This is a genomic window from Streptosporangium sp. 'caverna', from assembly GCF_003203775.1.
Taxonomy (GTDB): domain Bacteria; phylum Actinomycetota; class Actinomycetes; order Streptosporangiales; family Streptosporangiaceae; genus Streptosporangium; species Streptosporangium subroseum.
In genome coordinates, this window is sequence record NZ_CP029711.1 from 365,231 (window position 1) to 384,917 (window position 19,687).

17 protein-coding genes are annotated in these 19,687 nt (G+C 70.3%); 6 read left to right on the top strand and 11 right to left on the bottom strand.

Annotated elements, in window-relative coordinates:
* Positions 1-34 precede the first annotated feature (34 nt).
* Both DKM19_RS01790 and DKM19_RS01795 read left to right on the top strand, forming a co-directional pair.
* Positions 35-1,072: a UDP-N-acetylmuramate dehydrogenase gene (locus DKM19_RS01790; RefSeq protein WP_110694195.1), complete on the top strand. Its 1,038-nt coding sequence runs from the start codon at positions 35-37 to the stop codon at positions 1,070-1,072.
* Between the two features lie 361 nt (positions 1,073-1,433).
* Positions 1,434-2,003 (top strand): TMEM165/GDT1 family protein, encoded by a 570-nt coding sequence (locus DKM19_RS01795; RefSeq protein ID WP_089210667.1) that lies wholly within the window; start codon positions 1,434-1,436, stop codon positions 2,001-2,003.
* A gap of 62 nt (positions 2,004-2,065) precedes the next feature.
* Here the strand turns inward: DKM19_RS01795 and DKM19_RS01800 are convergent, their stop codons facing one another.
* Positions 2,066-2,923 carry an alpha/beta hydrolase gene (locus DKM19_RS01800; RefSeq protein WP_110694197.1) on the bottom strand — a complete coding sequence of 286 codons (858 nt, stop codon included), beginning with the start codon at positions 2,921-2,923 and terminating at the stop codon, positions 2,066-2,068.
* A gap of 573 nt (positions 2,924-3,496) precedes the next feature.
* Here DKM19_RS01800 and DKM19_RS01805 point away from each other — a divergent pair.
* A complete protein-coding gene (locus DKM19_RS01805) occupies positions 3,497-4,474 on the top strand; it encodes a helix-turn-helix domain-containing protein (protein WP_110694198.1) in 978 nt (325 codons plus the stop codon).
* Between the two features lie 113 nt (positions 4,475-4,587).
* Here the strand turns inward: DKM19_RS01805 and DKM19_RS01810 are convergent, their stop codons facing one another.
* The 3 genes from DKM19_RS01810 to DKM19_RS49210 all read right to left on the bottom strand — a co-directional run bounded on the left by DKM19_RS01810 (position 4,588) and on the right by DKM19_RS49210 (position 8,002).
* Complete coding sequence (locus tag DKM19_RS01810; protein ID WP_110694199.1) at positions 4,588-7,452, bottom strand: LuxR family transcriptional regulator; 2,865 nt, start codon at positions 7,450-7,452, stop codon at positions 4,588-4,590.
* 110 nt (positions 7,453-7,562) lie between these two features.
* A complete protein-coding gene (locus DKM19_RS49205) occupies positions 7,563-7,715 on the bottom strand; it encodes a hypothetical protein (protein ID WP_162641202.1) in 153 nt (50 codons plus the stop codon).
* A 125-nt stretch (positions 7,716-7,840) separates the two neighbouring features.
* Entirely contained in the window at positions 7,841-8,002 is a 162-nt protein-coding gene (locus DKM19_RS49210; RefSeq protein ID WP_162641203.1) for a hypothetical protein, read from the bottom strand.
* 377 nt (positions 8,003-8,379) lie between these two features.
* On the opposite strand from DKM19_RS49210, the gene deoC reads away from it, so the two are divergent.
* The 3 genes from deoC (at position 8,380) to DKM19_RS01825 (ending at position 11,873) form a co-directional block, all read left to right on the top strand.
* Positions 8,380-9,318 (top strand): deoxyribose-phosphate aldolase, encoded by a 939-nt coding sequence (gene deoC / locus DKM19_RS01815; protein WP_089210649.1) that lies wholly within the window; start codon positions 8,380-8,382, stop codon positions 9,316-9,318.
* Between the two features lie 3 nt (positions 9,319-9,321).
* Positions 9,322-10,746 (top strand): aldehyde dehydrogenase family protein, encoded by a 1,425-nt coding sequence (locus tag DKM19_RS01820; RefSeq protein ID WP_110694200.1) that lies wholly within the window; start codon positions 9,322-9,324, stop codon positions 10,744-10,746.
* A 191-nt stretch (positions 10,747-10,937) separates the two neighbouring features.
* Positions 10,938-11,873 carry an aldehyde dehydrogenase gene (locus tag DKM19_RS01825; RefSeq protein ID WP_239514039.1) on the top strand — a complete coding sequence of 312 codons (936 nt, stop codon included), beginning with the start codon at positions 10,938-10,940 and terminating at the stop codon, positions 11,871-11,873.
* Positions 11,874-12,098: 225 nt separating this feature from the next.
* Here the strand turns inward: DKM19_RS01825 and DKM19_RS01830 are convergent, their stop codons facing one another.
* The 7 genes from DKM19_RS01830 to DKM19_RS49215 all read right to left on the bottom strand — a co-directional run bounded on the left by DKM19_RS01830 (position 12,099) and on the right by DKM19_RS49215 (position 19,636).
* Positions 12,099-13,280 carry a globin domain-containing protein gene (locus tag DKM19_RS01830; protein ID WP_110694201.1) on the bottom strand — a complete coding sequence of 394 codons (1,182 nt, stop codon included), beginning with the start codon at positions 13,278-13,280 and terminating at the stop codon, positions 12,099-12,101.
* Positions 13,281-13,352: 72 nt separating this feature from the next.
* Entirely contained in the window at positions 13,353-13,781 is a 429-nt protein-coding gene (locus DKM19_RS01835; protein ID WP_110694202.1) for an Rrf2 family transcriptional regulator, read from the bottom strand.
* Between the two features lie 47 nt (positions 13,782-13,828).
* Positions 13,829-15,220, bottom strand: a complete 1,392-nt coding sequence (locus DKM19_RS01840; RefSeq protein ID WP_239514040.1) for an amidase — start codon at positions 15,218-15,220, stop codon at positions 13,829-13,831.
* Between the two features lie 62 nt (positions 15,221-15,282).
* Positions 15,283-15,480: a hypothetical protein gene (locus DKM19_RS01845; protein WP_089210651.1), complete on the bottom strand. Its 198-nt coding sequence runs from the start codon at positions 15,478-15,480 to the stop codon at positions 15,283-15,285.
* Entirely contained in the window at positions 15,473-16,324 is an 852-nt protein-coding gene (locus DKM19_RS01850; protein WP_110694203.1) for an SPFH domain-containing protein, read from the bottom strand. Before DKM19_RS01850 ends, DKM19_RS01845 begins: the two co-directional genes overlap by 8 nt.
* Before the next feature lie 316 nt (positions 16,325-16,640).
* A complete protein-coding gene (locus DKM19_RS01855; protein ID WP_110705422.1) occupies positions 16,641-19,370 on the bottom strand; it encodes an ATP-dependent RNA helicase in 2,730 nt (909 codons plus the stop codon).
* 128 nt (positions 19,371-19,498) lie between these two features.
* Positions 19,499-19,636, bottom strand: a complete 138-nt coding sequence (locus DKM19_RS49215; protein ID WP_162641204.1) for a hypothetical protein — start codon at positions 19,634-19,636, stop codon at positions 19,499-19,501.
* Positions 19,637-19,687: the final 51 nt, after the last annotated feature.

Here is a 19,687-nt window from a genome sequence, read left to right on the forward strand (position 1 = left end):
TGGTCGCGAGTTTGGGCGGGATGTGGGGAAGCGCATGACTGAGCGGTTGGCGGGGGTACGGCTGGCGCCGTACACGACGTTGGGGCTGGGCGGACCGGCCAGGGCGTTCGTGACGGCCGAATCGGCCGAGGAGATCGTCGAGCTGGTGGCCGCGGCGGATCGGGCGGGCGAGCCGGTGCTCGTGCTCGGCGGCGGCAGCAACCTGGTCGTCTCCGACGAGGGCTTCGACGGGCTGGTCGTGAGCGTCGCCTCGCGGGGCGTCGAGGTCGACGGCGACCGGATCACCGTGCAGGCGGGGGAAGACTGGGACACGCTGGTGGCCCGGGCGGTGGCGGAGGGCCGGTCGGGGATCGAGTGCCTGTCGGGGATCCCGGGGCGGGTCGGGGCCACGCCGATCCAGAACGTCGGGGCCTACGGGCAGGACGTGTCGCAGACGCTCGCCGGGGTCCGGGTCTACGACCGCCGGACCGGCGAGCTGGGCGACCTGAGCGCGCGGGAGTGCGGGCTCACCTACCGGCACAGCGTGTTCAAGGAGGATCCCGGGCGATACGTCGTGCTGGCGGTCACCTACGAGCTTCCCAAGGATGAGCTCTCCGGGCCGGTCACGTACAAGGAGCTGGCCGTCCGGCTCGGGGTCGCCCTGGGCGATCGGGCGCCGCTGGCGGAGGTCCGCGCGGCGGTGCTGGAGCTGCGCAGGGGCAAGGGAATGGTGCTCGACGCCGACGACCCGGACTCCAGGAGCGCGGGTTCGTTCTTCACCAACGCCATCCTCTCCGCGGAGGAGGCGGCCGAGCTGGATCTACGGGCTCCGGGGTTCCCCCGCTGGGACATGCCGGGCGGCTCCGTCAAGGTTCCGGCGGCCTGGTTGATCGAGAACGCGGGATTCCCGAAGGGCTACCGGCGGGGCCCGGCTCGCATCTCCACCAAGCACACCCTTGCCATGACAAATCCGGAACTGGCGGCAACGACCACCGATCTTCTCGACCTGGCCCGCGAGGTCCGCGACGGCGTGTGGGAGAAGTTCGGCGTCACCCTCGTCAACGAGCCCGTGATGGTCGGCACCCGTCTCTGAGACCCTCAGCCCGGCGGTGATCCGTGAGGGCGGGGTTCTCGCACGGACGGTCTGCGCCCGTCCCTGAAACCCTCAGCTCGGCCGTGATCCGCAGAGGTGGGATCCCCGCACGCGGGAATCGGTGCAGCAATTAGGCTGTTAAGGTCTCATGGAAACACCCGAAGGGGAGTAGTCCCAATCGCGTGATCGACATGCTGGCGCCTCAGGGCGCCCGGTCACGCGGGCCTCGGATTCGGTTCGAATCCCAGGCGGACGAGACCTTCGGCCTGGCAGGCATACACCAATGCTGCCGGGCCGAAGCCGTGCCCGACTCCCCGGGTGCCCCCTTCTGGCCCGGCCGCGTGCGCGGAAGGGCATCTCGTTGGAAGCATTCTGGATCAGTCTCGCCGTGATCTTCGTCGCCGAGCTCGGCGACAAGAGTCAGCTCATGGCGATGACCTTCGCCACCCGGTTCAAACCCTGGCCGGTCCTGATCGGGATCACGGTGGCCACGGCGATCGTCCACCTGGTCAGCGTCGCGGTGGGCGGGCTGGTCGGCGATTTCCTTCCCACCACGGCCATCACGATCGTCGCGGGCATCGCGTTCCTCGGCTTCGCCATATGGACGCTGCGTGGCGACGAGCTGACCGACGAGGAGGCGGAGAAGGCGCAGCGCACCACCCGATCGGCGATCATCGCCGTGGGTGTCGCCTTCTTCCTCGCCGAACTCGGCGACAAGACCATGCTCGCCACCATCACGCTGGCCACCCAGCACGGCTGGCTCGGCACCTGGATCGGTTCGACGGTCGGCATGGTCGCCGCCGACGCGCTGGCCATCGTGGTCGGCCGGATGCTGGGCAAGCACCTGCCCGAGAAGGTCATCCGGTACGGCGCCGCCGCCGCGTTCGCCGTCTTCGGGATCATCCTCCTGGTCGAGCCCCTGGTCGCCTGATCAGGCCGGAGACTCTCTGATCCGGGACGATCCCGGGGTCGGCGGCAGTCCGCGCTGTGGTCCTACTTCACGAACCGCTGGATGAAGGCGAGGGCGGTGTCGGCGACTTCGCGCCAGCCGCTGTCGACGGTCAGCGCGTGGCCGCGGCCGGGGATCTCGGCGAACTCGGTCACACCCTCGTTACGCTGCTGCTTGTCGTAGGTGGCGTCGGAGATGGCTCGCGGGACGGTGTGGTCCTTCTCGCCGGAGATGATCAGTAGTGGTCCTCGGTCGGGGTTGGCGGTGTCGACCTTGGCCTCGGTCCAGGGATTGAGATTGGCGGTCGCCGCCTGGAAGAGCGGCGCGCCCGCCGCGGGGACGGCGAAGGTGTCGTACAGCTGTTTGGCCTCATCCTCGCTGACGGCGTTGGCGAAGGCGTAGCGGAACTGCTCGTAGGTCAGCGGCACGGCCCGGTGGCGGTTGGCGAGGTTTCCCAGCACCGGCAGGGAGGACTTCAACGCCGAGATCGGCAGTGGCAGCACTCCGCGGAACGGTGCGGCGTCGATGGCCACCGACGCGGCCGACAGGCCGCGGCCGGCGATGATCTGTGCGAGCAGGCCGCCGAAGGAGTGCCCGATGACAACGGGCCGCCTGTCGAGCTTGCCGATCACCGCGGAGTAGTGGTCGGCCACCTGGCCGACGGTCTTGTTGGCGAAGACCTCGGGGTGGGCGTTCGCCTCCTCGACGGTCTCGGGGTCGTCGGGCCATCCGGGGGTCAGCGGTGCGTAGCCGGCCTCCTCGAAGACCGTCGCCCACCGGTCCCAGCTGCTCGGCAGCAGCCACAGACCGTGGATGAACACCGCCGGGGTACGGCCTGTCGCGTTGGCCTGGTTGATCTCGTCTTCCGTCCAGGCGGGGATCTGTTGCGGGTGCTCGGACATGAATTTCTCCTTGATCGGGCGCGCCGGCGGCGGTGGGTCGCGTAGGCGAGACCCGTTGTCACGGGCCCGCGTCGTGTTCCGGTGAGCCGTCGGCGCTGAGGTCGTCCGGATCCTCTGGCGAGGGAGTGCTCATGCCAGAAGACCGAAGCAGGTAACTTCGGTGGTGAATGCGGAAATGGGCGGAACTCGTGCCGGTCGGTCCCGCGTTCCGTACGTAACCCTGGCCGAGCTGTGAGGGTCACTCGCTGCGGCAGAGGGTGCAATGCTCCGTGCAGCGATGGGACATGTGTGGAAAGCAGGGCCGGCCGTTCAGATCGTCAGGACGAGCCGTGAGCCGTCCCTGGCCGACACTAGGTTCTATCTGCCCCGATGGGGTCTGCGCGGTGTGCTGAGCTCTCTGCACGTCGTGCACAGGTTTTTCCCACGAGACTCTGACTTCGTCCGTTGAATACACTTATATAGCCCCATTAGTGCTATTTGAGTAGTGAATTGGGTGAACCCCTCAGTGCCGTCTCCTCTGACGGACCTTTCCTCCGAGGGCGCCGAGCGAGAAGGTCGGGAGATGGTGGCCGGATGGTCGTGGTCCTTGACGCTCAACAGGTAATTCCGGCCGATCGCGCCGAGGCGATCCGGGAAACGATCTGGAACACGGTTGTCCGAGTGGAGATCGAACACCATCCGGAGCCGGGCCGGATCGCCGCCCGCGGCACGATCACTGACATCGGCCGGCTGAACGTCTGCTCGATCAGCTCCAATGCGACGACGGTCCGGCGCACGCCCAGGCTCGCCAGCGACGATCTGCCGCCGAGCGTGTTCTTCGGACTACAGGTGTCCGGCTCCAGCATGGTCGTCCAGGGTGACCGGCAGGCGGTCCTGCGACCGGGTGACCTCGCCCTGTACGACACCAGCGTTCCGTACACGTTGGTCAACAAGGACGGCATTCATCAGCACTTCTTCCGTATCGCCCGCAGCGACCTGGCACTGCCGGCCGACGCGATCAGCCTGCTGACAGCGCTCCGGTTCAGCAGGGACGACCCCGTGGTCGACCTGGCCACGACCTATCTCCACCGGTTGGTCGGCCACCTGAGGGCCTCGGCCCTGCTCGTCGCGGATGCCGTCAGCCAGCCGAGCATCGAACTGCTTCGCGCGGCGATCACCACCCGGCTGCCCGACCCGCGCATGGCCCGCGAGCCGCTCGAAGCCACGTTGGAAGTGCGGATCATGGAATACGTGCGCGCGCATCTGGCCGATCACGATCTCACCGCGACGCGCATCGCACGGGAACACAGCATCTCGGTGCGGCACCTGTACGCGACCCTGGCTCGCTCGGGCATCACCCTGGGCGACTGGATTCGCGTGCACCGCCTGGAGCAATGCCGGAAGGACCTCGCCAGGCCAGGCATGAGGTCCCTGACCATCGCCTCGGTCGCGCAGCGGTGGGGTTTCGGCAACGCCAGCCATTTCGGCCGCGCCTTCAAAGAGGCCTACGGAATGTCTCCGCGCGAATGGCGCGAGCGCAGGCAGGGCGACCACGAGGGCGGGCGACGGTGACGGGTGGTGCCCGGCAACGTGCTCCATCCCACCTCCCCGCCGAACGCGGCCGGGTGATGCGCCAAGGATCCGAAGATCAACCGATCAGGGCGAGCCGTCGGCCGCGCTGAAGATCAGCCGATCAGGGCGAGGCGGTGAGCCGCCGCGGCGGCCTCGCCTCGGGTGGAGACGCCCAGCTTGCTCAGGATGTTCGAGACGTGAACGCTCACGGTCTTGGCCGAGATGAACAGCTCGGCGGCGATGTCGCGGTTGGACCCTCCCTGGGCGACCAGCCGGAGCACCTCCTGCTCACGGGGGGTCAGCAGGGTTTCCGCGACCGGGGCCTCCTCCGTGAGGGAGACCCCGATCCGGCGAGCCAGGGACTCGATCTCGGTGACCAACGGCTGGGCCGACAGCGCGAGGGCGATCGGATGGGCCGTTCGCAGCCGTACCGCGGCACAGTCGCGATCACCCGCGCCCGCCGCCGCTCGCCCCGCGTGGAGCAGCGACTTGGCGCGGAGGTAGGGGCGGTCCAGCCGTTCCCAGGCGGCTGCCGCGGCGTCGTGGTCGCGGATGAGGCCGAGCCGGTAGGCCTCGGCGACCGGGGTGTCCACGGTCATCGTGGCCCAGACCTCGTCGATCTGGGCGCGCAACGCCGCCACCCGCTCGGGCGCGATCGCCTCGACCGTCTCGCAGAGACCCGCCAGCAGGCCGAGCATCCGCCACCCCAGCATGGGCTTGCTCGTGATCCGGGACTCGCGCGCGATCTGCTCGGCCACCTCCAGCGCGGCCAGCGGCTCGCCGCTGAGCAGGTGAACGCCTATTTTGAGCCGGGCGTTGGCGATCACCTCCTGGGTGAACGTCTCCTGGACGCTGAGGGCGTCCTCGATCAGGATGGACCTGAGCAGGTCGATCTCGCCCCGTGCGACCGCCACGTCCGCGCGGACCCGCCGCAGATGATGCCGGATGCGCAGGGTCGGATCCATGGTGAGAGCCTGCTCGACGACCTCGACCGCCTCCCCGAACCTGCCCAGCGCCTCCAGCGCCTCGGCGCGGTTGTTGGCGATGAACGTGCCCGAGACGCGGTAGCGGCCGTACGCCTTGGCGAGGCGTTCCCCTTCGAGTGCCAGCTCGACCGCCTCGGCGGAGCGGCCCATGTTGTTGAGCGCGTCCACGTTGTTGGCGAGGGCGCGGAGGATGATGCGGCCGGAGCCGACGCGCTCGCCGATCGCCTGCGCGGTGGTGTTGACGGTTATCGTGACGTCGAGGCGTCCGGCGATCGAGTGGCTCAGGGCGAGGTTGAGCAGCAGGTCGGCCTCGAGAGAGTCGTCACCGTGCTTGCGGGCGATCCGCAACGCCTCCTCGGTGAGCGCGGTCCCCTCGGCCGTCTCGCCGCTGAATATCAGGAACGAGCCCAGCTTGGACAGCACGTGGGCGCGGTCCAGCCCGGGTTCGGGGACCAGCCGCTCGGCATAGCGGAGGTCGTCGAGCACCCCGGACCTCCGCTTGGACATCTTGAACAGCGACAGCCGTACGAACAGCTCGGCCACCCGCTCGGGCTCGGCCTTCTCGTCCAGCTCGGCCAGCGCCGCCTTGACGAACTTCATGCCCCGTTCGATCTCGCCGCAGCAGTTGGCCGCCTCCGACGCCTGTTCCAGGATCCTGGTGTGGTCCACGCCGATCCGCTCCGCGGCGTCGGGGACCTTGCTCCACAGCGCGAGCACCCGCTCCAGGAGCTGCATCTTCTCGTTGTAGGCGAAGGTCTTGGAGGCCTTGCCCGCGGCCTCCCAGGCGGAGACGAGGGCCCAGAGGTCGTCGCGGGCGGAGTACCAGTGGTGGGCGATCTCGATGGCGGCACGGCCGGGCGGGACCAGCGTGCGGTCCCTGCTGATCTCCTCGGCGTAACGGGCGTGCAGCCGCCCGTGCTCGCCGGGCAGGAGTTCGTCGTGCACGGCCTCGCGGATCAGCGAGTGCCGGAAGACGTAGGCGTTGCCGTCGGCGACCTGCAGCACGTTGGCCGCGACGGCGGTCCGCAGCGCGGCTTCCAGGTCGACGTCGGACAGACCGCTGACCGCGGCCAGCAGATGGTGGCTTGTCCGGAGACCGCCGGCCGCCGCGATGCGCAGCACCCGCTGGGTCTCGTCGGAGAGCTGCTCGACGGAACCGATGATCAGATCGTGCAGGGAGTCGGGGAAGGTGCAGTCGCCGCCGCACTCCATCAGCGCCTCGACGAACAGCGGGATGCCCTCGCTGCGCTGGAAGACCTTGTCGACCTGGGCGAACTCAGGCGCGGAACCGAGGATGCCGGCCATCTGGGCGGCCACCTCGGTCTGGGTGAGCCGGGGCAGGTCCAGCCGGAGGACCCCGTCCAGCCTGCCGAGCTCGGCGAGCACCGGACGGAGGGGGTGCTGGCGGTGCAGGTCGTCGGAGCGGTAGGTGAGGATCATCAGGACGGGCGCGGTGCGCAGGTTCCGGCTGAGGAAGGCGATCAGGTCACGGCTGGACCGGTCGGCCCAGTGGATGTCTTCGATGATCAGTATCACCGGGCGGCGTTCGGCCAGCCGTTCCAGCAGGGTGAGGATCTGCTCGAAGAGCCGGGCACGGGCGGTGTCGCCCTCCATGTCACCGCTCGGCTCGCCGAACTCGGGCAGCAGCCGGGCCAGGTCGCGCGCCCCGCCCTCCGGCAGCAGAGCAGCGACCTCCTCGGCGCTGGACTCGCGGACGAGCTGGCGGATCGCCGCGGTGAACGGCGCGTAGGCGAGACCCTCCGTGGACAGCTCCACGCAGCCGCCGATGAGCACGTGCGCGCCGTCGTCCGCGGCCCGCTCGGCGAAGCACCCGATCAGCCGGGACTTGCCGACCCCCGCCTCGCCGCCGAGCAGCACGGTCGCCGCAGCGTTCTTGCGCACTTGCTCGAAAGCCTCGGCCAGGTCTGCGAGTTCGGTCTTCCGCCCCACGAAGACAGGACTTACCGCCCGACCCATCATGTCTGCCAGCATGTCATGCCTTACCGATAGTCCTCTTCCTATTTATCGTTCGGCGAAACGGGATTACGGGGGCTGAGAGGCCCGGCCGGACGGGAGGAAGCGGCCGGGCTCTCGTGTGACGGTCATGCGGGGATGATTTTGCCGAAGAGGCTCCGGCGAGGCTTGGCCTCCGGGTGCTTCTTGGCGGCCTCATGGACGAGGCGGTAGTCGGCCGCCTCCTGGCGGAGCTCGGCAATGCGGTAGGCGATCATCTGGGAGTGAAGCTCGGGACCCATGTCAGGTTCTCCTTGAGTGTGTAACCGGGTGGTGGGGTCTGCCTTTTGTCGTTCGGCGAAAGGGGACTACGGGGGCTGAGGGGCCCGGCAGGGCTGGGGAAGGCGGCCGGGCTCTCCTGAGATGGTCATGCGGGGATGATTTTGCCGAAGAGGCTCCGGCGGCGCTTGGCCTTCGGGAGCTTCTTGTCGGCCTCCTGTACCTCGCGGACGAGGCGGTAGGCGTCCGCCTCCGCGAGAAGCTCGTCGAGGCGGTAGGCGATCATCTGTGAGTGGAACTCGGGGATCATTTCTGGTTTCTCCTTGAGCGTGTAACCCTGTGGTGCGTTTTCCCTACAGACTCAAGGTTCGTCCTAAGGCCCCCACCCCCACATCGGGCGGATGCCTTATCTCGGGCGGATCCCCGCCCTAGGAACTACCTAGGCATACCGATTCGCCGCCTTAGACGGGCCCGGGCGGGTCACGGCGGAGGGGTCTCACCGGTGGCGGGCGGTCGCGGGCGGAGATCTTTCGCGTCCGGACGCGGAGGGTACGGAGGCGACGGGACGGCGACATGTCCGGTCCTGTCGTTGAACCCGGCGAATGTTGACGAAAACGAGTGGTGGTGCTGGGCGAGGTCCAGTTTGGAAGTAATCACACCAGTCGGCATGCTGGGGTGGTGTCAACTATGACTACTTCGCTCGCCGACGTGGCTTCGTCCAACGTCACGCTGCGGACCTTCCTGCATGGCCTGCCCGGTGTCGACCGCGTGGGCGCCGACCAGCGGGCCGCGATGCTCGGAACCCGATCGATCAAGACAACCGCCAAGGCGGAGGCCATTGACCTGGCCATCCGCATGGTGGACCTGACGACCCTTGAGGGCGCCGACACGCCGGGCAAGGTCCGTGCGATGTGCGCCAAGGCCGTTCACCCCGACCCGGGCGACCCCTCGGTGCCGAAGGTGGCCGCGGTGTGCGTCTACCCCGACCTGGTGGCTCAGGCGGTGGACGCCCTGAAGGGGTCCGGCGTCAAGGTCGCCAGCGTCGCGACGTCCTTCCCGAGCGGGCGTTCCTCCCTCGACGTCAAGACCACCGAGACCGCGTTCGCGGTGGCGGCCGGGGCCGACGAGATCGACATGGTCATCGACCGGGGCGCGTTCCTCGCGGGCGACTACGTCAAGGTCTTCGAGGAGATCGTCGCGATCAAGGCCGCGTGCGGCGCCGCGCACCTGAAGGTGATCCTGGAGACCGGCGAACTCTCCACCTACGACAACGTACGGCGTGCGTCCTGGCTGGCCATGCTGGCCGGCGGCGACTTCATCAAGACCTCCACGGGCAAGGTCCAGCCCGCCGCGACCCTCCCGGTGACGCTGATCATGCTGGAGGCGGTCCGCGACTTCCTCGCCACGACGGGCCGCAAGGTCGGGGTGAAGCCCGCGGGCGGCATCCGGACCACCAAGGACGCCGTCAAGATGCTCGTCCTGGTCAACGAGACGGTCGGCGAGGGCTGGCTGAGCCCCGACTGGTTCCGTCTCGGCGCGTCCACCCTGCTCAACGACCTGCTGATGCAGCGCCAGAAGATGGCCACCGGCAGGTACGCGGGCCCCGACTACTTCACCCTGGACTGAGCGATGTTCGAATACGCACCGGCCCCCGAGTCCCGCGACGTCGTCGACATCCAGCCGTCCTACGGTCTGTTCATCGACGGCGAGTTCGCCGACGGGACGGGAAAGTCCTTCAAAACGATCAACCCCGCCTCCGAGGAGGTCCTGGCCGAGGTGGCCACGGCGTCCGAGGAGGACGTGGACCGAGCCGTTCGGGCCGCACGCAAGGCGTTCGGCACCTGGTCGGCGATGCCCGGATCCGAGCGGGCCAAATACCTGTTCCGGATCGCGCGCATCATCCAGGAGCGCTCGCGCGAGCTGGCCGTGCTCGAGTCCCTGGACAACGGAAAGCCCATCCGCGAGTCCCGCGACGTGGACCTCCCCCTGGTGGCGGCGCACTTCTTCTACTACGCGGGCTGGGCCGACAAGCTCGGACACGCCGGATACGGCGCCGACCCGCGTCCGCTCGGCGTGGCCGGTCAGGTCATCCCCTGGAACTTCCCGCTGCTCATGCTCGCGTGGAAGATCGCCCCCGCGCTGGCCTGTGGAAACACGGTCGTCCTCAAGCCGGCCGAGACCACCCCGCTGACCGCGCTGCTGTTCGCGGAGATCTGCCGGCAGGCCGACCTCCCGCCCGGCGTGGTCAACATCGTGACCGGCGCGGGTGAGACCGGCGCGGCCCTGGTGAACCACCCCGACGTCAACAAGGTGGCCTTCACCGGCTCCACCGAGGTCGGCCGTCAGATCGCCCGGTCGGTCGCCGGGTCGGGCAAGAAGGTCACCCTGGAGCTCGGCGGCAAGGCCGCCAACATCGTGTTCGAGGACGCCGCGCTCGACCAGGCCGTCGAGGGCATCGTCAACGGGATCTTCTTCAACCAGGGTCATGTCTGCTGCGCGGGCTCCCGGCTCCTGGTCCAGGAGTCGATCGCGACGGAACTGCTCGACTCGCTGAAGCGGCGGCTCGGCACGCTCCGCCTGGGCGACCCCCTGGACAAGAACACCGACATCGGCGCGATCAACTCCGCGGCCCAGCTCGCCAAGATCCGTGAGCTGTCGGACGCGGGCGAGCTGGAGGGCGCCGATCGCTGGTCCCCGGCGTGCTCGCTGCCGGACAAGGGCTTCTGGTTCCCGCCGACCATCTTCACCGGCGTCGCCCAGTCGCACCGCATCGCCCGCGAGGAGGTCTTCGGCCCGGTCCTGTCCGTCCTGACCTTCCGTACGCCGGCCGAGGCCGTGGAGAAGGCCAACAACACACCGTTCGGCCTGTCGGCGGGCGTGTGGACGGAGAAGGGCTCGCGCATCCTGTGGGTGGCGAGCAAGCTCCGCGCCGGCGTCGTGTGGGCCAACACCTTCAACAAGTTCGACCCCACCTCCCCGTTCGGCGGCTACAAGGAGTCCGGGTACGGGCGTGAGGGCGGGCGGCACGGGCTGGAGGCGTATCTCGATGTGTGACCATCACGGTTCCGGCAGGGCCAGACGCCGCGAACGCCGCGCCCAGAGCACGCGAGGCCACGACTTCGCCCGCGCCGGGCGTCCGAGGCTGCGGGGCTGGTTCGCCCACCGGTGCGGCGTGAGCCGTTGCGGTCAGATCTTCGTTCCGGCACGGCTGGCAGAGCAGGAAAGCATGTGGAGAGGGCCGGGAAATGAGTAAGACGGAGAGGCCGAGCCGGGCGCGAGCGAGCGCGGAACGGGCCGCCGAAGGTCCGGGCGAGCGTGCTCAGAGCCACGATTCCGTACGGCTGGCCGTGCGCAAGACGTACAAGCTGTACATCGGCGGGGCGTTCCCGCGTTCGGAGAGCGGAAGGTCCTACGTCGTGACCTCCTCCAAGGGCGACTTCCTGGCCAACGCGTCCAAGGCCTCCCGCAAGGACGCCCGCGACGCGGTGACCGCCGCGCGCAAGGCGTTCGGAGGCTGGTCCGGCGCGACCCCGTACAACCGGGGGCAGATCCTCTACCGCATCGCCGAGATGCTGGAGAGCCGCAGGGCCCAGTTCGTCGCGGAGCTTTCGGAGAGCGGGACGAAGAAGGCCGGGGAGGTCGTGGACGCGGCCGTCGACCGGCTGGTCTGGTACGCGGGCTGGGCGGACAAGATCGCCGCGGTTACCGGGTCCACCAACCCGGTCGCCGGGCCGTACTTCAACATCTCCTCGCCGGAGCCGACCGGCGTGGTCGCGGTGGTCGCCCCCGACGAGCCGCTGCTCGGGCTCATCTCGGTGATCGCCCCCGTGATCGTCACGGGCAACACCTGCGTCGTGATCGCCAGCGAGCGGGCGCCCCTGCCGTCGATCACCCTGGCCGAGGTGCTGGCCACCTCCGACCTGCCCGCGGGGGTGGTCAACATCCTCACCGGTTCGGTGAAGGAGATCGCCCCCTGGCTGGCCGCGCACATGGACGTCAACGCCCTCGACCTCACCGGGGTCGGCGACGAGAACCTGGCGATCACGTGCGAGGAGGCGGCGGCGGAGAACCTCAAGCGGGTCTTCCGTCCCACCGGGGCCGACTGGTCCGCCGACCCCGGCACCAGGCGCCTGACGGCCTTCCTGGAGACCAAGACCGTCTGGCACCCCACCGGCGCCTGACCGTCCCCACGGGCACCGGCGTGTGAACCGCCGGTGCCCGACCGCTCCAACCGGCGCCGGCGTGTGAAACGCCGGTGCCTGACCGTCTCGACCGGTATCAGCGTGCGAGTCGCCGGTGCCCGACCGCTCCAACCGGTACCGGTGTGCGAACCGCTGGAGCCCTGACCGTCTCGACCGGTACCGGTGCGCGAACCGCCGGTGCCGGTACGGCGGCGCCTCGCGCGGTCAGTCCCTTCCGAGCCAGAGGTCGGGGCCGAACACCTCGTAGTGGATGTCGGAGGCGGGCACGCCGCGACGGAGCAGCTGGGAGCGGACGCCGCGCATGAACGGCAGCGGCCCGCAGAGGTAGGCCACCAGCCGGTCGGGCAGATCGATCCGAGTCAGGTCGACGGTGCCGACGTTGGGCGCCGGAGAGCAGGAGCACTCGCAGGGCGTCTCGTACCACCGGTGCAGGGCGGCGCCGGGCAGGTCGTCGACCAGCTGCTTGAGCTCCTCCCGGTGGGCGTGGTCCGCCGGGGCGCGGTCGGCGTGGACGACGGTGACCTGACGGGCGGAGCCGGTGGCGGCGAGGTGCTCGACCATCGACAGGATGGGAGTGGCGCCGATGCCGGCCGAGGCGAGGAGCAGCGGGGTGTCACCCGGCGGAAGGACCAGGTCTCCGAACGGCGCGGAGATCGTCAGCACGTCCCCGACCTGGACGTTCGCGTGCAGCCAGTTGGACACCTCGCCCTCCGGGGTGTCGCCGCCGCGCACCCGTTTGACGGTGATCCGCCAGTCGTCCCGCTCGGGGGCGGACGACAGGCTGTACTGCCGGATCTGCCGCGCGCCGTCGGGCAGCGTGACCGCGACACTGATGTACTGGCCGGGCGTGAAGGACATCGGGACCGACGGCCGCAGCGTGAAGGAGAGCGCGTCCGCGCTCTGCTCTTGCCGCTGGAGCACGGTCGCCTGGAGCCAGCCCTCGACCGTGTTGCTGAGGAGCCTGGCCTCCAGGGCGATCAGCGCGTTGGCCATCAGCCAGTAGACCTCGTCCCAGGCCTGCGCGACCTCGGGGGTGACGGCGTCGCCGAGCACCTCGGCGATGGCGCCGAAAAGGTATTTGTGGACCACTACGTACTGCTCGGGGGCGATGCCGAGCGAGGCGTGCTTGTTGGCGATCCGGGAGAGCATCGCGTCCGGCCGCTCGTCGGGGCGCGTCACCAGGAGCGTGGCGAAGGCGGCGATCGATCCGGCGAGCGCGCTGCGCTGCTCGCCGTTGGCCTGGTTGCCCCGGTTGAACAGGTTTCGCTCAAGCTCGGGATTGTCGGCGAACATCGACGCGTAGAAACGCGCGCTGATGGTCTCGATGGCGCCGCCGACCACGGGCAACGTGGCACGGACGATCGTGGTCGATTCCGGAGAAAGCACAACAGCCCCCAAATTGGTAAATGATCTTCATGTTTGAACTCGTGCGTCATCGACCGGCCGCATGCCGGTCGATCACCCGAGGCTGAGCAGGACGGGCCCGGTCGGCGAGGCGACCAGGTCGTCAACGGTGAGCGGGTCCATCGAGGCGTAGAAGGCCTGCTGCGCGTTGCGCAGCGCGCCGCGCAGGCGGCAGGCGGCCCGCAGTGGGCACGGGGTCTCGCCCTCGCAGGTGACGACCTCCTCCTCGCCCTCCAGTTCGCGGACCAGCCAGCCCAGTGACGCCGTATGGCCGAAACCGGTCAGCTCCAGGCCGCCGCCGTTTCCCCGGCGGGCCTCCACCACCCCGAGGTGCTGAAGCCGGGCGATGGTCTTGGCGGTGTGCGTGTAGGGAACGGCCATCGCCTCGGCCACCTGCCGGGTGGTGAGGGTCTCTCCCCGCTCCATCACGGCCAGGCGCATGATGACTCGCAGGGCCAGGTCCGTGAACTTCGTCAGTCGCACGAACCGAGAGTATCAAATTGGACTATTGCGCACCAATTCGGGGCGTTTCAGTCGAGGGGGGCGTGGCGGAGCCAGGGGTGGGCGGCCTCCAGCTGTCCGGCGAGGGCCAGGAGCTGGGACTCACCCCCCGGGGCGGCGATGAGCTGGACGCCGATGGGCAGGCCGCTGGAGTGCCGGCCGTACGGAATGCTCATGGCGGGCCAGCCGGCCATGTTCCAGGCTCCGGTCACCGGGGCGTACGTCAGGTTGACGCGGACGTTCGCCAGGAGCCCGCGGCGGCCCCAGCGCTCCGCGGCCGGGGGGAGGGCGGCGAGCGTCGGGGTGATGAGCACGTCGGCGTTGCCGAACCACTGGTCGGCCCCGTAGGCGCGCCAGCGGTCGCGGCCCGCCGCGCCGTCCATCCCGAGCCTGGCGAGCCGCCGGCCGGCCTTCGCGAGGGACCTGGTACGGCGTTCCAGCTTGCGCGGGTTGAGCCCCGCCCCGTTCTTCCTCGCGCACGCGAACCAGGTGGCGACCGTGGCGGTGCCGAGCCACGTGGGCAGCCGCTCACCCTGGTCCACCATGGTGTGTCCCGCGGCGCCGAAGGCGTCCGCCGCCTGGATCACCGCCCTCTGGAACTCGGCGTCCACCGTGAATCCGGGCGGCAGCGGCATCGGCGCCACCGCGATCCGCAGCTTCATCGGCTCCGAGGGGACCAGCCCGCCGGGGTAGTCGTCGATGGCGCTGCCCACCCCGAGGGACTCGATCTCGCCGGGCGTCGCCAGGGACATGTCTCCCGCCATGACGGCCAGGGCCAGGGCGAGGTCGGCCACGGTCGTGGCCAGCGGGCCGTTCTCCGCCATCCCGTACCAGTCGTGCTCGGGCGGCGGGACCACATCCTGGCCGGGCTTGATCGAGACGACTCCGCAGCAGGCGGCGGGGATGCGCAGCGAGCCGAGCGCGTCGTTGCCGTGGGCCAGCGGCACCATTCCCGCGGCCACGGCCGCCGCGCTCCCCCCGGACGACCCGCCCGGAGTGCGCCCGAGGTCCCATGGGTTGCGTGCCGTGCCGTACACGCTGTCGGAGAATCCGGCCAGGCAGAGCTCCGATACGTTGGTGATTCCGACGACCACGGCGCCCGCCGCCCTGAGCCTGGCCACCACCGGATGGTCATCGGCCGCCGGCGCGTCCGGCGTCGCCGCGGAGCCGTTGCGTGACGCCTCGCCCCGGATCGCGACGTTGTCCTTGATCGCGATCGGCACCCCGGCGAGCGGCAGCCCGGCCAGATCCTCCCGGCCCTGTAAGGCCCGCGCCTCGGCCAGCGCCTGCTCGACGCGGACCTTGCGGAAGGCCCCGATACGCCCGTCGCGCACGGCGATCGCGTCGAGGTGCTCCTCGACGACCACGGGCGCGGTGACCTTCCCCCGTCGCACGGCCTCCGCGATTTCCGTTGCGGACACTCCAACCCACGACATGAACCGAGTGTGGTCCGGCAAATGCGGAAGGGGAAGCTTCCCACGTCTCAATCAGATGACTTGTCCGGCTCGTCCGCGTTATCGCGCTCAACCTGTCGGGGGTCGCGGCCCGCGCCCCTGAGCGCCAGGCGCAGTGCGTACTCCAGCTGCGCGTTGACGCTCCTCAGGTCGTCGGCCGCCCACTTGGCGACCGCCTCGTAGACGGCGGGGTCGAGCCTGAGCAGGATCTTCTTCCGCTCAGCCATAGATGCTGCCGGTGTTGATCACCGGCTGCGTTGCCCGATCGCCGCACAGGACGACCAGAAGGTTGGACACCATCTGGGCTTTGCGCTCCTCGTCGAGTTCCACCACGTTCTCCTCACGCAGCCGGGTCAGTGCGAGCTGAACCATGCCTACCGCACCGGCGACGATCTGTGTGCGCGCCGCGACGACCTGGGTGGCCTGCTGTCGGACCAGCATCGCCTGGGCGATCTCCGGCGCGTAGGCGAGGTGGGTGATCCGCGCCTCCAGCACCTCCACCCCGGCCAGCGTGGTGCGGTCGCTCAGTTCGACGGTGAGCTCGGCTGCCACCTCGGCGCCGTCGCGCAGGCTGGTGCGGCTCTCGTCGTGGGCGTCATAGGGGTGGGTGGTGGCCAGGTGCCTGACCGCGGCCTCGGACTGGATCGCCACGTACTGCTCGTAGTGGTCCACGGAGAACGCGGCCTTGGCGCTGTCGATCACCTTGTAGACGACGACCGCCGCGATCTCCACGGGGTTGCCGTCGGCGTCGTTCACCTTGAGCTTGGCCGTCTCGAAGTTGCGCACCCGCAGGGAGATCGACTGCTTGCTGGTGAACGGCAGCAGCCACTGGAAGCCCGCCCGGTCCACCGACCCGACGTAGCGGCCGAGGAACTGGACGACCCTCGCCTCGTTCGGGTTGATCACCGCGAACCCGGTGAACACGAACAGCGTGACGACGATCCACGCGATCGCGGCGATGGTCTGCGGCGTTGTCCCCATCGACATGGTGACCACGGCCAGAACGGCTCCGAGCAGCACGAGCCCGGCCAGGACGGCGAATCCACTTGTACGGAAAGCACGTCGTTCCATGAGTCCCTGCCTTTGATATCGAAGTGATATCACTACGATAGCGCGCGGTCGGACATACCGCCAGAGCCATGGGGGCTCGGAGGGCGTGGAGAGAAGGCTCGCAGGAACGCCGGATGAAGCTCTCGGCGGAGAGAGAAGCCCCGACCAGTACCGGGATGGGGTCGGAGGAGCGCCGGGAAACGGGTGGCGGGGTACCGGGATGGAGTCGGAGGAGCACGTGGGGAGAAGGGGGCAGGGCGTCGGGATGGGGTCGGGGGAGCGTTTGGGGCAGAAGGGTGACGGGCCGCCGGCAGGGGGTTCGGAGGAGCGCCGGGGGTCAGCGGCGGGGGTTGATGCGGCGGGTGGCGACGGCGGACAGGGGATCCTCCGGCCAGGGATGCCTGGGATAGCGGCCGCGGAGTTCGGCGCGGACCGCGCGGTAGCCCTCGCGCCAGAAGGAGGCCAGGTCGGCGGTGACGGCCGCCGGACGGCCCGCGGGGGAGAGCAGGTGGATCACCAGGGGGACCCCGGCGATGCGAGGGGCCTCGGCCCAGCCGAACAGCTCCTGGAGCTTGGCCGCCAGGACCGGCTGGTCGCCGGAGTAGTCGACCCTGATCCGCGACCCGCTCGGCACCTCGATCCGTTCGGGGGCGGTGTCCGCCAGGCGGACGCTCCACGGGACCAGACGGTGCAGGGCGGAGGACACGTTGAGGCGCTCCAGGTCGGAGCGGCGGTGGGCGCGGGACAGCTCGGGCTCCAGCCACCGGTCGGCGGCGTCGATCAGCGCGCCGTCGTCCGTCGCGGGCCACGGGTCGCCGAGCGTACGGTGGCAGAAGGCCAGGCGTTCGCGCAGGGCGACGGCCTCGGGCGTCCAGCGCAGGATCGACAGACCCTCGCTGCGCAGGCCGTCCAGGATGGCAGGGCGGACGTCGGCGTCGCGAAGCCGGGAGGCGGACAGCTCGATCGCGCCCAGCCGTTCCACCCGGCGCGCCGAGACGTCACCGCGTCGTTCGCCCGGCGGGACTCGCCAGCCGACCTCCTGCCCGCTGCTGTGGAGGGGGGCGGCGGCGAACCTGGCGATCTCCTCGTCGATCACCACCGCCTGCCTGACGCGGGCGGACGCGGCCCCGGTCGGGCGGTCCGCGACCGCCACGGCCAGCCACTCCGCCGTCCCCAGCCGCGAGCCCCCCGGCAGCTCGGCGGCGGTTCCCGACGCCATCAGATAGGACCCGCCTCTGCGCCGGGCCACCCGTTCGGGGTAGGCCAGCGCCACGACCAGTCCGGCCACGGCGTCGTCACTCGGCCCCGATCCCGCACCCCAGCCGGGCGGCACGGAGGCGCCGTTCTCGCCGGGAGGGCTCTGCCGGTCCTTGCGGGGGACGGCCCGGGCCAGCCGTTCCGTCTCCTGGCGCCACCGGGCGGAGAACCCGCCGCCACCACTGCCACCGCCCTGCCGGGCGGACCGCCAGACCGCGACCAGGTCGTCGCTCGCGTCCCTGGGAAGTTGCTCCGACAGCAACGCCACGACCTCGGCGGCCCGGGGGCCGACGTCGATCAGGGCCCGGGCCAGGCGGGGATGGACTCCGACGCCGGCCATCCGGCGGCCTCGGGCGGTGATCCGGCCGTACCGGGCGCCTGGAGAGCGCGGGCCGCTCGGGGAGCCCGAGGAATGCGCGGGATCCGAGGAGCGCGAGGGGTCCGAGGAGTACGCGAGGCCAGGGGAGTGGGAGCCGTCGGGCGAGCCGAGGGCGCCCAGGGCGTACAGGGTCCGCTGGGCGGCGTCCATCGCGGCGGGCGGAGGCGGGTCGAGCAGGGCCAGTCCGGTGGCGGCCGGGTCGCCCCAGCAGGCGGCCTGCAGGGCGAAGCCGGTCAGGTCGGCGAGGGCGATCTCGGGCTGGGCGTGCTCGGAGAGGCGGTCGTGCTCGGCCTGTGACCAGCATCGATACACCACGCCCGGTGCCTCGCGGCCCGCCCGCCCGGCGCGCTGGGTGGCCGAGGCCTTGGACGCGCGGACGGTGGTCAGCGAGCCGAGGCCGCGGGCGTGGTCGGTGCGGGGCTCGCGGGCGAGCCCCGAGTCGACCACGATCCGGACGCCCGGCACGGTCAGGCTCGACTCGGCGACCGAGGTGGCGAGCACCACTCTCCGCTCCGCGGAGGGGGACAGGACCGCGTCCTGGACGTGAGCCGGTGCCTGGCCGTGGACCTGGAGGACCTCGACGCCGGAAAGCATCGCGGCCACCCGGCCGATCTCGCCGACCCCCGGCAGGAAGCACAGCACGTCCCCCTCGTGCTCGGCCAGCGCACGCCGTACGAGGTCGGCGACGTGAGACAGGAAGGCCGGGTCCACCCGCAGGCCGTGGGGAGGGGTCACGGGTCTGGTGGGCGGAGCCCAGATCGGCGTGACCGGGTGCATGGTGCCGGAGGCGTGCACGATCGGCGCGGGGCCGTCGGGATCGTCCGAGGTACCGGAGTCCGCCGGGCGGTCCCGGGCGGCGGCGTCGCCGGAACCCGGGTGACGGGTCGGGGGAGTGGCGTCGCCGGAGCCGAGTAGCCGGGCCCAGGGGGTGGCGTCGGCGGTGGCGGAGGTGGCGATGATCCGCAGGTCGGGACGGAGGGTGGCGCGGACGTCGAGGAGGAAGGCCAGGGCGGTGTCGGCGTCCAGATGACGTTCGTGGCATTCGTCCAGCAGGACCACGTCCACGCCGTCGAGCTCGGGATCACGCTGGAGCCGCTGGAGGAGGACACCGGTGGTGACGACCTCGACGAGGGTCTTCGCGCCGGTCCTGCGCTCACCGCGGATCGAGAACCCGACCTCGTCGCCCACCTTCGACTCCAGCAGCCAGGCCATCCGCTTCGCCGCGGCCCGTACGGCCATCCGCCGGGGCTCGGCCACGATCACCCGCTTCGGCGCGGACCCGTCGAGGAGCCCGGCCAGCGCGAGCGGGACGAGGGTGGTCTTGCCGGTGCCCGGAGGGGCGGTGAGCACGGCGACGCCACGCCGGTCCAGAGCCTCGGTCAGCTCGGGCAGGACATGACGGACGGGCAGGTCGTACCAGTCGGAACGCACCCGACCAGTCTCCCCGAGTTCGGTGACCCGCAGGACGGCGCCGGTGTCCACCCCGGCGCCATGGAGATCCTCAGGGCGGTGGGCTCATATCTGCGGGCGAAGGCAACCGCAACTCATCGCCGGCCGGCTCACCGGTAGGTGGCCGGACGCAGGTAGGTCTGATCGACGTGGGAGAGCCGGTCGAGGGCCGGCGCCTTCGCACCGCCGATGCCCGGGGTCATCGGCGACGTCGCAGCCGTGTGCCACCAGCGGCGCGGTGAAGGCACCAGGGCATCCGAACCTTGCGTCGGATCGGATGCTTCAACGGCAGGGACCGC